The organism is Hymenobacter glaciei (assembly GCF_039539585.1).
Lineage (GTDB): Bacteria > Bacteroidota > Bacteroidia > Cytophagales > Hymenobacteraceae > Hymenobacter > Hymenobacter glaciei.
In genome coordinates this window covers 56846-69658 of the sequence record NZ_BAABDK010000023.1, presented here as the reverse complement: position 1 = coordinate 69658, position 12813 = coordinate 56846, and the positions used below count along the sequence as shown (strand labels likewise).

At 60.9% G+C, this 12813-nt stretch carries 12 protein-coding genes; 7 read left to right on the top strand and 5 right to left on the bottom strand.

Going from position 1 to position 12813, the window contains the following annotated elements:
* The first annotated feature begins 40 nt into the window (after positions 1-40).
* Together ABD837_RS14895 and ABD837_RS14890 are read left to right on the top strand one after the other, a co-directional pair.
* The gene (locus ABD837_RS14895; RefSeq protein WP_345056010.1) at positions 41-1420 is read left to right on the top strand and encodes a sensor histidine kinase; all 1380 of its coding nucleotides are present in this window, start codon (positions 41-43) and stop codon (positions 1418-1420) included.
* Between the two features lie 57 nt (positions 1421-1477).
* Positions 1478-1654 carry a hypothetical protein gene (locus ABD837_RS14890; protein WP_345056008.1) on the top strand — a complete coding sequence of 59 codons (177 nt, stop codon included), beginning with the start codon at positions 1478-1480 and terminating at the stop codon, positions 1652-1654.
* A gap of 148 nt (positions 1655-1802) precedes the next feature.
* Here ABD837_RS14890 and surE read toward each other — a convergent pair whose 3' ends face one another.
* Positions 1803-2657: a 5'/3'-nucleotidase SurE gene (gene surE, locus ABD837_RS14885; protein WP_345056006.1), complete on the bottom strand. Its 855-nt coding sequence runs from the start codon at positions 2655-2657 to the stop codon at positions 1803-1805.
* A gap of 85 nt (positions 2658-2742) precedes the next feature.
* The gene (locus ABD837_RS14880; RefSeq protein ID WP_345056004.1) at positions 2743-3600 is read right to left on the bottom strand and encodes a hypothetical protein; all 858 of its coding nucleotides are present in this window, start codon (positions 3598-3600) and stop codon (positions 2743-2745) included.
* 30 nt (positions 3601-3630) lie between these two features.
* On the opposite strand from ABD837_RS14880, the gene ABD837_RS14875 reads away from it, so the two are divergent.
* Entirely contained in the window at positions 3631-5397 is a 1767-nt protein-coding gene (locus tag ABD837_RS14875; protein WP_345056002.1) for a M14 family metallopeptidase, read from the top strand.
* 422 nt (positions 5398-5819) lie between these two features.
* Positions 5820-7637, top strand: coding sequence for an alpha-amylase (locus ABD837_RS14870; protein WP_345056000.1), 1818 nt, complete (start codon positions 5820-5822; stop codon positions 7635-7637).
* Between the two features lie 282 nt (positions 7638-7919).
* Here ABD837_RS14870 and ABD837_RS14865 read toward each other — a convergent pair whose 3' ends face one another.
* Positions 7920-8339, bottom strand: a complete 420-nt coding sequence (locus ABD837_RS14865) for a hypothetical protein (RefSeq protein ID WP_345055999.1) — start codon at positions 8337-8339, stop codon at positions 7920-7922.
* A 103-nt stretch (positions 8340-8442) separates the two neighbouring features.
* Positions 8443-9027 (bottom strand): helix-turn-helix transcriptional regulator, encoded by a 585-nt coding sequence (locus ABD837_RS14860; protein ID WP_345055997.1) that lies wholly within the window; start codon positions 9025-9027, stop codon positions 8443-8445.
* Positions 9028-9202: 175 nt separating this feature from the next.
* On the opposite strand from ABD837_RS14860, the gene ABD837_RS14855 reads away from it, so the two are divergent.
* Positions 9203-10087, top strand: a complete 885-nt coding sequence (locus tag ABD837_RS14855; RefSeq protein ID WP_345055995.1) for a DNA/RNA non-specific endonuclease — start codon at positions 9203-9205, stop codon at positions 10085-10087.
* A 768-nt stretch (positions 10088-10855) separates the two neighbouring features.
* Positions 10856-11299, top strand: a complete 444-nt coding sequence (locus ABD837_RS14850; RefSeq protein ID WP_345055993.1) for a hypothetical protein — start codon at positions 10856-10858, stop codon at positions 11297-11299.
* Between the two features lie 54 nt (positions 11300-11353).
* Here the strand turns inward: ABD837_RS14850 and ABD837_RS14845 are convergent, their stop codons facing one another.
* Positions 11354-11773, bottom strand: coding sequence for a hypothetical protein (locus tag ABD837_RS14845; protein ID WP_345055991.1), 420 nt, complete (start codon positions 11771-11773; stop codon positions 11354-11356).
* A gap of 153 nt (positions 11774-11926) precedes the next feature.
* On the opposite strand from ABD837_RS14845, the gene ABD837_RS14840 reads away from it, so the two are divergent.
* Positions 11927-12679 carry a tetratricopeptide repeat protein gene (locus ABD837_RS14840; RefSeq protein WP_345055989.1) on the top strand — a complete coding sequence of 251 codons (753 nt, stop codon included), beginning with the start codon at positions 11927-11929 and terminating at the stop codon, positions 12677-12679.
* Positions 12680-12813 lie beyond the last annotated feature (134 nt).

Sequence of the window (12813 nt, the reverse complement as noted above, 5' to 3'; positions counted from 1 at the left end):
TAAAGCAGCAGGGTCGTCTGTACGTATTAGACCATTACTTATGCGTCTCGAAGCCAAGCTGGCCCTGTTCAACGCCCTTTCCAAGCTGCTGCTGGTGCTGCTCGGGGCGCTGGTGATTCCGCCTATTGTGCAGCGGGTGGCGGTGGCGCACACGGATTTGCACCTGCGCGACAAGAAGCAGCACGTGCTGGCCCTCATTGCCCGCGACGGCCTGCAGGCCTTTGAACGCGGCGAGCGGGCCGAGACGTACGCCGACTACAACATCTTCAAGCAGGAATACATCAGCCTCACTCCCTTGCCGGCGAGCAAGTCGCTGCCCCCCGAGCGCATTTTTGAGGAGCCCCGGCAAGTAGACCAGGAAGTGGAGGACTTTCGCATTCTGAGCTTTGCACGGCCGGCCGGGGCCGCGGGCCAGCCCGCATTCCGGGTCGAAATAGGCTCGTCGCTCGAAACGGTGGAGCTGCTTACTGGCACGCTGCGCAACCTGGCGCTGTGGGTACTGGTGACAGCCTCGCTGCTTACCGTGGTGTCCGACGCGGCCTTTGCGCACTACCTGCTGGAGCCCCTGCGCGAGCTGATGCTGCGCAAGCTGCGCGGCATCCGCCAGCCGTCGGACTTCGATTTTGAGACGATTGTAACCGACACCACCGACTTCCAACGACTCGACGACCGGCTGAATTCGCTGATGCGGCAGGTGCAGTCGGCCTTCGCCAAGGAGCGCGAGTTTATGAGCAACGTGAGCCACGAGCTGCTCACACCGGCCAGCATCCTGCAATCGCGCTTCGAAAACATGCTGCAGGACCCCACCCTGCCCGAGGCCCACGCCCAGCAGATTGTGGAGTCGCAGCGGACGCTTTACCGCCTGCGCGACACCGTGCGCACCCTCCTGCTCATCGCCAACATCGAAAACGAGCAGTACCTGCGCAACGAAGCCGTGCGCCTCTCCACCGTGGTAGCCGATGTAGCCGAGGAGCTTGACGACCGCCGCCAGCAGCGCGACATCGCCCTGGAAGTAGCCCTGACCGGCCCCGATGAGCGCACGCACGCCAACGCCAGCCTGCTGCACACGCTGCTGCGCAACCTTCTCTCCAATGCCATCAAGTACAACCGCGAGGGCGGGCGCATTCGGGTAACCGGGCACGCGACGCCCAACGGCGGCTACACGCTGCGGGTTGAGGACACCGGCCCCGGCATTGCCGCCGAAAACCTGCCGTTTCTATTCGACCGGTTCCGGCGCTTTCAGGGCACAGCGCCCAACTTGCCCGAAGGCTACGGCCTGGGCCTGCCCATTGCCCAAACCATTGCCACCTTCCACGGGGCCACGCTGCGGGCCGAATCGGAGTTGGGCCAGGGCACCAGTTTCATCCTCGATTTCCAGCCCTCGGTGAAGTTGGTGGCGGGGTTCATGCCGGCTTCATAGTTAGCGCGGTAGTTTCGGGCATTGATTCTTCAGCCCGTGCGCATTCATCTTAGGCTCTTGTTCATTGGCCTGCTGCTGGTATTGGTCATCGCGCTCGGCACCGAAGTAGCCGCGCTGCACCACCATCAGTGGCCTACTCCGGGCCAGCCCGTTTTGCCCGTTGTGGTACGCAAGTCGTCGGTGGCACCTACGCCGCACAAAACGGTGCACACCGTGCGGCACCGGGCGGGTTAGTGGTTAGTGGTTAGTGGTTAGTGGTTAAAAAGAACGTCATGCAGAGCGCAGCCGAAGCATCTCGCGTGCAATAGTAAATGAATTTCTACCCCACGCGAGATGCTTCGCTGCGCTCTGCATGACGGGCAGGCGCTTTTCTACAAACGCCTTAATTTTGGTTCGCCACGCCGTAGTCTTCCGAGGCAATGGGCTGGGGTGGTGAGGCAGCAGCGCCAGCCTCAGGCAGCGGCAGCGCCCACTGCTGGCTGAGGTGCGCGAGGCCGTGGGTTGCAGTGAGGTCGAACTGGCAGGGTACGATGGACACGAAGTTGTTGGCCAGGGCCCATTCGTCGGTGTCGGTGCCGGGGTCGAGGTTTTCGAAGGTGCCCATCAGCCAGTAGTATGGGCGCTGATAGGGGTCGAGGCGGCGGTCGAATTTTTCGGCCCATTTGGCGCGGGCCTGGCGGGCCAGGCGCAGGCCGGCAATGGGCGTATCCGAATTCTTGGGGATGTTTACGTTCAGGGCCGTGCCGGCGGGCACGCCGTTTTCGAGGGCGTGGCGGCATACCTGCGCCACCCACTCGGTGGTGTGCGAGAAGTCAGCATTCGGTCCGTACTCGCAAAGCGAGAAGCCGATGGCGGGCAGCCCTTCAATAGCCGCCTCGATGGCCGCTGACATGGTGCCCGAGTACAGCACGTTCACCGAAGCGTTGGAGCCGTGGTTGATGCCCGACACGACGAGGTCGGGAGTACGGTCCTGCAGGATGTAGTGCTTGGCGATTTTGACGCAGTCGGCCGGGGTACCCGAGCATTCGTAGGCTTCGACGTCGGGGCCAAAAACCGGGTTTTTGTTGAGGCGCAGGGCGCTGCCAATGGTGATGGCGTGGCCCATGCCCGACTGCGGCGAATCGGGGGCAACCACCACAACTTCGGCGCCCAGGGCCAGCATGGTTTCGACAAGGTGGCGAATGCCGGGGGCGGTGATGCCGTCGTCATTGGAAACGAGAATAAGTGGGCGAGCCATTGCGATGATAAGAATACAGGTAGTGAAACAAGCGGGAAGCAAAGGTAGAGCATGGCTCCAGAGCCCTATCGCCCAGTAGTACGCTTCAGCGGCTATGGGCGGCTACCACCCGGGCCAGGGGCGTACCGGGCAGCACGTAGGAGCGCAGGGCCGCGTAGGGAATGGTGATGTCCACCCCTTCAATAACATGGGGTGCGCCTAAATCGCCGAGTGAGTAATATACCCCCTTATCGTTCAACCCCAGGCTAGGCACCTGCTCCACCACATAAGGCTTAGGCTCCTCATCGGTCGTATTATAAGCAACAAAGTCTTTGCCCGTAGAATCAGCCATTAAGTACTTCGTGAGCAGTTGGCGGAAGGCCCGTTCCTTTCCGGGGCGAAGCCATTGCTTGACTTCACAAAGTTTGCCCGTGGCCAGGTCGTAGGTGAGGGGATAATTATTAGTCTGGGGATACGCCCCGCCCGAGTCGGTGGACTCTGATACGAGGAGGGAAAGCACGCCGTTGGCGTTGTAATTGACCGAGGAACTAGCGGATGAACTGTACTGCGTGTCCTCGTCCTCGCCGCCACATTGCAGTTGCTGCAACTCCTGCTGCACCAGGGCCCGGCGCTGAGCGGGGGGCGGGCACTGCAGTTTCTGGATGGCCGGCCGCAGGGTATCGGGCCCCAGCAAATGCAGGAACTGCAAGTCAACGTCCAGCGACCGGGAATTACCGGCGGCGTCCTGGCAGTCCGGCTTGGAGGCACTTTCGGTCAGGTACTGGAAGCTCACGGACTGCACGAAGGCCGCGGCGGGTGAGGCAGTGGGTAGAGTAGCGGGCAGGGGCTTTGGAGCCGGACGGGCGGGGTGCGCCGCCGCCGGAGAACGGGCCGCCGGGGAGTTGCAGCCCGCCACACCAAGCAACACGCCCAGGCAGAACATTGGCAAAATCGAATACTTCATGCTGCGAAACTACGCCGTTCTTTTGCACCCATGTTTACCGTTCTGCTCAGCTCGCTCATGGCCCTCGCTCCCACCCCTGCCGCCCCGGCGCCCGCCTGGCGCACGCCTTTCGAAAACGACAAAGCCGGCAATACCACGGCCACCTACGCCGAGTGCATCGCCTACTACCAGAAGCTGGCTGCGGCTTACCCGGCCCAGATGCACCTGGCCGAAGCCGGCCCCACCGACAGCGGCCAGCCCCTGCACGAAGTGGTGCTGAGTGCTGACGGCGACACCAACCCGGCCAGTATCCGCCGCAAAAACCGCCGGGTGCTGTTCATTCAAAACGGCATTCACCCAGGCGAGCCCGAGGGCATCGACGCGAGCATGATGCTGACCCGCGACCTGCTGCAACAGCCCAAGCTGCGCAAGCTGCTCGAACACGTCACCATCGTACTGGTGCCCGTGTACAACATCGACGGCATGCTGAACCGCAACTCGACCAGCCGCGTGAACCAGAACGGGCCCGAGGCCTACGGCTTTCGGGGCAACGCCCGCCACCTCGATTTGAACCGCGACTACATCAAACAGGACTCGCGCAATGCTTGCTCGTTTGCGCAGCTGTTTCAGAAATGGCAACCCGATGTCTTCGTGGAAACCCACACTTCGAACGGCGCCGACTACCAGTATACCATCACGCTGATTGCCACCCAGCATAGCAAGCTGGCCCCGGCGCTGGGCCAGTACCTGCAAGCCGAGATGCTGCCCGCACTCTACAAAGGCATGGACCAGAAAAAGTGGCCCATGACGCCCTACGTCGATTTTGAAGGCGAAACGCCCGAGAGCGGGCTGCGGGCTTTCCTGGAGTCGCCGCGCTACAGTACGGGCTACGCGGCCCTGTTCAACACCATCGGCTTCATGCCCGAAACGCACATGCTGAAGGCTTTCGCGCCGCGCGTGCATTCCACGTATGACTTCCTGCTGACCATGCTCGAAACCGTGGACCGGCAGGCGCCCGCGCTGGCCGCCGCCCGCGCTGCCGCGGTAGCGGCCCAGGCCACCCAGGCTGAATTCCCGCTGGCCTGGACCATCGACGAGAGCCAGCACGAAACCGTGCAGTTCCGGGGCTACGAGGGCAAGCACAAACCCAGCGCCGTGAGCGGGCAGCCCCGCCTCTACTACGACCGCGCCGCGCCTTACACCCGGCCCGTGCCCTACTACAACACCGCCAAAAGCACCGCCACGGCCCGCCGCCCCACCGCCTACATCATTCCCCAGGCCTGGGCCGACGTGGCCGAGCGCCTGCGCCGCGCCGGGGCCACCCTCGAGCCGCTAACCCACGACGTGTCCGTACCGGTTGAAGTGTATTACTTCACCGACTTCAAAACGACGCCCAAGTCCTACGAGGGCCATTACCTGCACAGCCAGGTGCAATTGCGCACCGCTACCGAAACCCTCACCTACCTGGCCGGCGACTGGGTGGTGTACCTGAACGCCACCGCCCCCAGCCGCTACGTCGTGGAAACGCTGGAGCCCCAGGCCACCGACTCCTTCTTCGCGTGGGGGTTCTTCGACAGCGTGCTGCAACAGAAGGAGCATTTCTCCGATTACGTGTTCGAAGACCTCGCCGCCGACCTGCTGGCCCAAGACGCGAGCCTGCGCGAGCGGCTGGAAAAGCTGAAAGCCGCCAACCCGGCCTTCGCCACCAACGGCCCCGCCCAACTCGAATGGGTGTACCAGAACTCGGCCTACCACGAGCCGGGCCACAACCGCTACCCGGTGGCGCGGTGGCTGGGCACGGGCCGCGTAGGCGAGTAGCGGTCGTCAGCACATTATACAAGCTGAACTATGTCGGGGCGGGGTCGTACCCGCCCGTCGGTGAACGATGCCAGTGTGTTTTGTTCACCGACGGGCGGGGGCAGGTCCCGCCCCTACCTCCTGCTGCAGGCAATCGACATTCGTCTGCCCCTAATCATTTTGCGCAAACGTTTGTAACATTTCCAATGTAATCGATTGCCCGATTTCATGAGTGAGCACTCACCTTTTCTGTAATTTTATTTTTAAAGCGACTTATTTGTTATCAATACAATTGCAAACGTTTGTATTGCGCGATAATATTATAATTATCTAAAATATCACTTCAGCAAATTGGCCGACGCCAGCACGTGCGGATTTTGAACTTTGCAGAGATATAGCTCAGCTAATACCTTGCAGCATTTCTCACCAAAATTCCCACCAACATGAAAGCATTGCTTAGCGGTACCAGCCGCGCAGCTTTGGCCGTTGCCCTGCTCGCGCTCGGCGGCTGTGCCAAGGAAAACCTCAACCCAAATGCCGGTGCGCCGGCTCCGATAGCGCCCACTGCAGCGAACGCCACCGTGGCCAACGGGGTGATGATGCAGGGCTTCTACTGGAACACGCCCATCAGCACGCCCGCCGGCACCTGGTGGCAGAACCTGGGCAGCAAAGCCACCGAGCTGAGCCAGGCCGGCATCACGGCCGTGTGGCTGCCGCCGGCCTACAAAGGCTCGGGCGCGCAGGACGTGGGCTACGGCGTGTACGACCGGTACGACCTGGGCGAGTTCAACCAGAAGGGCACCGTGGCCACGCGCTACGGCACCATTGGGCAGCTGCAAAGCGCCATTGGGGCGCTGCACGGGCAGGGCGTGCAGGTGTACGAGGACATGGTGATGAACCACTTCACCTCGGCCGACGCGCAGGAGCTCGCCAACGGCCAGTACAACGTGTACACCAGCTTCACCTACCCCGGCCGCAACAACACCTACAGCAGCTACCAGTGGCACTGGCAGAACTTCACCGCTACGCAGCAGGCGCCCAACAACGGCTGGTACCAGTGGAAAGCCTACGACTTTCAGCCCTACGCCAACGGCGACGCCTACGACAACCTGCTGGGTTCGGAAGTGCAGTACAACAACAACGCCTCGAACGTGAACGAGACCATCAACTGGGGCAACTGGATGACGGCCAAGCTCGGGCTCGATGGCTACCGCCTCGACGCGACCAAGCACATGTACACGCCCTTCGTGAACCAGTGGCTCGATGCGGTGAAGGGCACTTCGGGCCGCTTCGCGGTGAGCGAGGCCTGGTTCCGCAACCTCGGCGACATGAACAACTACGCCGCCAGCACCGGCGGCCGCACCAGCCTGTTCGACGTGCCGCTGCACTACCTGTTCAACGACATGAGCAACGGCAACGGCGCCTGGGACATGCGCGGGCTGCAGTTTGCCGGCTTCACCGAGGCCAACGGCGCGCTGTCGGTGAGCTTCGTGGACAACCACGACACCGACCAGCAGGGCGGCGCGCTCTACTCGCCGGTTTCCAACCTGAAGATGCTGGCCTACGCCTACATCCTCACCCGCCACAAGGGCTACCCTTGCGTGTTCTACCGCGACTACTACGAGTACGGCCTGGGTGCCCAGCTTAAAAAGCTCATGGCCATCCGCAAGGCCAATGCCTACGGCGCGGCCGCCGAGTACACCAGCACCAACGACGCCAACGTGTACGCCTACTCGCGCGCCGGCGACAGCACCCACAAGGGCCTGCTGATGCTGCTGAACGATGGCAGCAGCGCGGCCAGCAAGGGCATCACCACGCCCTTCGCCAACGCCACCCTCACCGATGCCACCGGCAACAACGGCGGCACCATCACCACCAACGCCAGCGGGTACGCGGTGTTTCCGGTGGGCGCCCGCTCCTACGCGGTGTGGGTACCGGGCGGTGGCACCACCACCCCGCCGGCTACCGGCACCACGGCCGTGGCCTTCAACGTGACGTACAGCGGCACCGTGAGCGGCCAGGATGTGTACGTGCTGGGCAGCACCGCCCAGCTCGGCGCCTGGAACACGGCCAACGCCATCAAGCTCAGCGGCGCGGCCTACCCCGTGTGGAAAGGCACCATCAACTTGACCAGCGGCACCTCGGTGCAGTTCAAGTACATCCGCAAGGACGCGGCCGGCAACGTGCTGTACGAGGGCGGCTCGAACCGCACCTTCACGCCCAGCGGCACCAGCATGACGCGCAACGACACCTGGCAGTAAGCCCCACCCTGCTGCCTTGTCCTTACCCAAAACGGCGGTTGTTGCTCCGGTCCGACCGCCCTAGGCGGTCCGACCGGTTGTTGGCGGGGCAAAATCGGGGGTTCTTCAACCGGTCGGACCGCCTAGGGCGGTCGGACCGTACCGGTCAAGTGCCGCAGCAGCTGGCAACGACACCTGGCAGTAAGCCCCACCCTGCTGCCTGGGCCGCTGCAACGGCCCGAACATGAAAAAGGCGACCCCGGTGGGGTCGCCTTTTTTTGTGCTGACGCGAAAGGTCCCTCTCTATGCGGTCAGCGTGGGCCGATGGGCCGTGACGGCCGTTTGGGCTGCCGTGAGCACGGCAATCTGGCTGTCTATCTGGTCGGCGTCCACGTCGGAGAGGTAGGCGGGCGCGCCGGTCAGGGCGGTGGTGGCCAGGGCCAGGCGGTCGCGCTGGGCGGTGGCCGTGATGAGGGCCCCCTGGGCGCGGCGCAGCTCGACGGGCGTGAGGCCGGTGCGGGCGGCCTCGGCGGTGTAATGGGCCACGTCGTCGGTGGCTTTGGCCAGGCGGGCGGCCGTGGTGGTGGCCCGGGTTTCGGCCAGCCCGTCGGCGTAGGTGGTGTTGTAGTCGTGGTGCTGGTAGGTAGCCAGCTCGGCGGCGAGGCCCTTCAGGGCTTCGTCGCACTCGGCGCGGGTAGTGAGGGTGGCAAGGGAAGCAGCCATAATAGGGAAAGGGGGTTGAAAGGGTTGAAATGATGCGGCCAAAGAACGGCGGCCACCTCATTATCGTATCATAGTCATTAGACTATTTTTGGGAAAACCCGCCCTATTTTGGGACGCTCCCCTGCCCGGTCAGCAGCCCGGCCAGGGCGGCCGCTTCGGCTTCCAAGGCAGCAGCTCGGATATCGGCGAGGTGCCATCGGGCCAACTCCTCGGGTGGCAGGGCCAGCAGGCGCAAGGCCAGCCAGGCGTGCGCATAGCGCAGGCGCACGGCTTCGGGCGTGGCAGGAGTTTCTTCGGCGGCGATGGGCGGGGGCAGGGTGGCGCGCAGGCCCGGCAGCGCCCGAGCCCAGCGGGCGGCAATACTGGCTTGGCCGGGCAGGCCTCGCACGGCCCAACGCAGGTTGGCGGCCTCGTGCAGGCAGGCGGCGCGGCGGGCTTCGAGGGGGCCGGGGTCGAAGGGGCCGGGTGGCGGGGTGGCGGGCAAAGGCACGGTATCCTCAGCCATTTGCTGGGTGAAGGGGGCCAGGCGCTCGCTCACCTCCAGAGTCAGGGCGCGGCGGCCGGCTTCAATATGGCCCACCAGCGAATCGGCCACGCCCAGCAGAGCGGCTAGCTCGTGCTGCCGCAAGCCGTAGTAGGCCCGCACCTGTCCCAGCAGGCTGTTGGAAAACTTGGCGGAACGGCCCATAACGGAAAGTATGTAGGAAAAAAAGGACGAGCAGGAAAATAACCCACACCAAATGTAGGATATTTTTCTGCTCGTCCTTTTTTTCCTACACCTTTGCCATTAGTCGACTCTTATGACAAAAACTACTCCTTTATTGCTTCTCTACGTAGTAGGGCCATTGTTCCCGAAATCCCCCATGAAAACCAACCTACTGAATTTACGCCTCCCCGTTCTGGCCCTTACTCTGATTCTGGCTGCCTGCCAAAAGGAAGCGGTTAGTCCTACACCGGGCCCAGGTAGTGGCCCCATCACCCCTCGTCCTCCGCTCCCTGAGCACCTGACGCTGGGCAACCCCAGCGGCGCCGCCGCCGACCCGAATCAGCCGAGCAATTATCTTCTGCTCAAGTCGCAGTATGCGCTGAGCTACCACCGCGACCGCGGCATCCCGAACTGGGTGAGCTGGCACCTGAGTTCCGACTGGCGAGGCAGTGCCGCTCGTCAGGACGACTTCCGGCCCGACCCCACCCTGCCCGCCGGCTGGTACCAGGTCCAATCCAATAGCTACACGGGCTCGGGCTTTGACCGAGGGCACAACTGCCCTTCCGCCGACCGCACCAATACAGTAGCCGATAACTCGATGACCTTCCTGATGACGAACATGATGCCCCAGGCTCCCCGCAATAATCAGCAAACCTGGGCGAACCTGGAGGATTACTCCCGGACCTTCCTCGCTTCCGGCAACGAGGTCTACGTTATCTGCGGGAGCTACGGCCGCGGTGGCACCGGCACCAACGGCTACCTGGAAACCCTCGACCAGGGGCGCGTCACCGTTCCCGCCCGCTGCTGGAAAGTCGTGGTCATTATTCCTACGGGCACGGAAGACGCCACCCGCGTGACAACCGGCACCCGCGTCATTGCTATTGACACCCCGAACGACAATTCCATCAGTACGACCTGGGGCACTTACCGGACCAGCGTCGACGCCATCGAAGCCGCTACGGGCCTCGACCTGCTGTCGGTGGTGCCCGCATCCATTCAGCAAACCATCGAAGCGCGCACCGACTCAGGACCTACCTCCTGAAGGCTCATTTAGCTCTCCAAGTAACGGCACTAAAAACGGCCCGGAAACTCTGCGTTTCCGGGCCGTTTTGCCACTCGTCGAAACCCTCCAGAATACGAGCGTTTTTTGGATACCAAGGAGTTTACGAAACTCATCCCCTTTGGGCATTTCGCAAACGTTGATTCGTAGACGAGTTTCTTAAACTCGCCTGGCACTGCAGTAGCTTGTGGGCCACCTGATATCGGGCCGCTGCTGGTGTTCAGCGAAAGGAGCCTTTAGGGCGTCGCAGGTTTCAGGCTTTCTTTTCGCTGTTTCGCGCCATCATGAGCAAGCCAAGCCCCAATGTCACAGCCAGACCTGTCCAAGTAAGGGTGGTGCCCATCGACCGGCGTGCGGCTTGCGCCTCCGGGGTCCGCTTATCGTTCGGACGTGGGTGGTCGACTCCGTATACTAAGCCAATTCCCATACCACTTAAGAAAATGCCGAGTATGGCGATAGCAAGGCAAACCGCTTTTTTATGTGTTGGCTTCATGGTACACAACAGGTAAGAAGGGAAAATGAGAAATAAAGCAAAGGTGTCACCTCTTCAGGCATTCCCAACACCTACTTCCAAGTATAAGGCTGGGGGTGAGCAGAAAATCGCCAAGTCTAATTGGGATTGTTTTCCTAAATCAAAAATGCTAGCAACACGCCACAATGTGTTCAAGAAAACGGTGGCAAGGTAAACAGGCTCCGTTTGATGAAAGAAGCGTTACTTAAGCCTTTAAAGTATAATTCCGACCTTAGGCTATGCATGGAGTAATCATTTCCTTGCCAGGATACGCAGTGCAGGAGGTCGCAGCATTTTTGCGCGAGAAACTGATGGGTGCTTCAGCCCAATCGGAAAACATCCACTTTGCAGGAATCATCCTTGATGTCCTCGATTGCAGCGACGCTTTAGACTACACGCGGACGTTTATGAAGGAGCACAAGCTGCAGGAAGTGGGCAAGTACGACGCCTACGTCGACGCATTCGATTTGACCACTATGGTCACGATAGATTGTGCCTTCGACTCCCTGTTCTACCGGAATTTCTTGCCCATTGCTGAACTAGTAGCTCTCGGACTCAGTCGCCATTTCCAAGGATTTGCGTTGGTCGAGCTTGAAGGGGCCGACGAGCAGCACGCCTTGTATGAGAAGGGCGTACGGGTTAAACCACACGATAGCCATGAGAGTAAGCAAAATGAAGTTTAGCCAAACGGTAGCAAGGTAAACGCGCTCCGTTTGACGAAACGAGCCTAATCTTGGTTAGAAATGAAACGCAGCGGTATAAAGCACGTGGCGGGGAGCAGGGTTTGGAATCGTCGGGCCATACGCCATGTATTCAGCTTTTATCCGGAAGCACCGTGTAGGAGGCTGTTGCGGCAGGGTCGATGGATAGGCAATGACAAGGGTTTCCCGGCGCTTCTGCGACGACACGTAGGGCGTAGAGTATCCATAGGGTGGGTTAACCCGATGAAGCACGTTTTCCAGTACTTGGCCCCATTCGCCGGCTGAAGTCTGCATTTCTAAGCTGTATTTGTAGACAAAATTGCGCTTGCATGAACGCGTAACCACGAGTTCTGCCCGATGCTTCGCGGCATCTACGCGCCCAATACTCAGCGTCAGGCATCTGTTTGGCTCCCCGGCCAAGCATATAAACATGCAAACGAGAAGGGTGAGGTTCATAACGAGGGCGGGCAAATTGACTTTTAAAAAGGTCTTTCTTCATTAAAGTATCCGCGTCGGACCGTTCAATAAAAGGGTCCTGCCTTAGAGGCGCTCCGTTTGGGGATACAAAGGGTTAGTTTAGCAAGGTAAACCGTACCCACTCGTCCGTGTATGCCCTTTCGCCTGCTCTTGTTCTGCTTGCTTTTACCCTGCCTCAGCTGGGGGCAAACCCCTGTCGATGATTTGCTGGAAGAGGGCTTTCAGGAGCGCGGGCGCAAAGCCATCCGCCTCTTCTCGCGGGCCATCGCGCAAGACCCCACCAGTGCAAAAGCCTATTGGCGTCGGGGGGACGAGTATTACCGCTTAAAAAAGTATCCCCTCGCCTTGGCTGATTTAAACAAGTCCTTGCAAGTAGACTCCACCTTTAGCTACGGACAGGTCACTTCCGACCGCGGGCAGGCGCACGAAATGATGGGCGATTACGCGGCCGCCATTCGCGATTTTACCCGGGCCATCGGGTACGCGGCCACAGACCCCGACGGGCCGCAAGGGTTGGAAGCGTACTATTATCATCGGGGCAGAACCAAACTCAAGGGCCGCGACACCACTTCCGCGCTCATTGACTTGGACAGCGCCTTGCGCCACTATCCGAAACATTATGACGCCCGAACGCTCCGCGCCCGGGTGTATTGCCGGCAAGGCCAGTACCAAGCGGCGTTGGCGGAGTACGCCTACCTGTTTGAGAAAGCCTACCCCGGGCTAGACTTTCGAGTGGAGCCCGAATCCGCAGCGGACTTTTACTACCGCGGCCGGGCGAAGCAGCAGGTCGGCGATAGCACTTGGCGTCGTGATTTAGCTATTGCCAAGCGATTTAGATACTATCCGGGCAAGTCCATTTACCACAAGGGGGGCACGGAGTACTAGCAAGGAAATAGATGACTTCGTACAGCGCAATTTGTACGCTTCTCTGCTGCTGATGCCCTTCATTCTGGGTTGTGCACACCAGTCGTCTTTCCTGGAGAACCAGAACGGCTAAAGTTTAGCCAAACGGTGATTAT

Bases quoted from the DNA above. Each gene is read 5' to 3' on its own strand.
- ABD837_RS14895 (WP_345056010.1), top strand. From the start codon at position 41: ATGCGTCTCGAAGCCAAGCTGGCCCTGTTCAACGCCCTTTCCAAGCTG.
- ABD837_RS14870 (WP_345056000.1), top strand. From the start codon at position 5,820: ATGAAAGCATTGCTTAGCGGTACCAGCCGCGCAGCTTTGGCCGTTGCC.
- ABD837_RS14845 (WP_345055991.1), bottom strand. From the start codon at position 11,773: ATGAACCTCACCCTTCTCGTTTGCATGTTTATATGCTTGGCCGGGGAG.
- ABD837_RS14855 (WP_345055995.1), top strand. From the start codon at position 9,203: ATGAAAACCAACCTACTGAATTTACGCCTCCCCGTTCTGGCCCTTACT.
- ABD837_RS14860 (WP_345055997.1), bottom strand. From the start codon at position 9,027: ATGGGCCGTTCCGCCAAGTTTTCCAACAGCCTGCTGGGACAGGTGCGG.
- ABD837_RS14880 (WP_345056004.1), bottom strand. From the start codon at position 3,600: ATGAAGTATTCGATTTTGCCAATGTTCTGCCTGGGCGTGTTGCTTGGT.
- ABD837_RS14865 (WP_345055999.1), bottom strand. From the start codon at position 8,339: ATGGCTGCTTCCCTTGCCACCCTCACTACCCGCGCCGAGTGCGACGAA.
- surE (WP_345056006.1), bottom strand. From the start codon at position 2,657: ATGGCTCGCCCACTTATTCTCGTTTCCAATGACGACGGCATCACCGCC.
- ABD837_RS14850 (WP_345055993.1), top strand. From the start codon at position 10,856: ATGCATGGAGTAATCATTTCCTTGCCAGGATACGCAGTGCAGGAGGTC.
- ABD837_RS14875 (WP_345056002.1), top strand. From the start codon at position 3,631: ATGTTTACCGTTCTGCTCAGCTCGCTCATGGCCCTCGCTCCCACCCCT.
- ABD837_RS14840 (WP_345055989.1), top strand. From the start codon at position 11,927: ATGCCCTTTCGCCTGCTCTTGTTCTGCTTGCTTTTACCCTGCCTCAGC.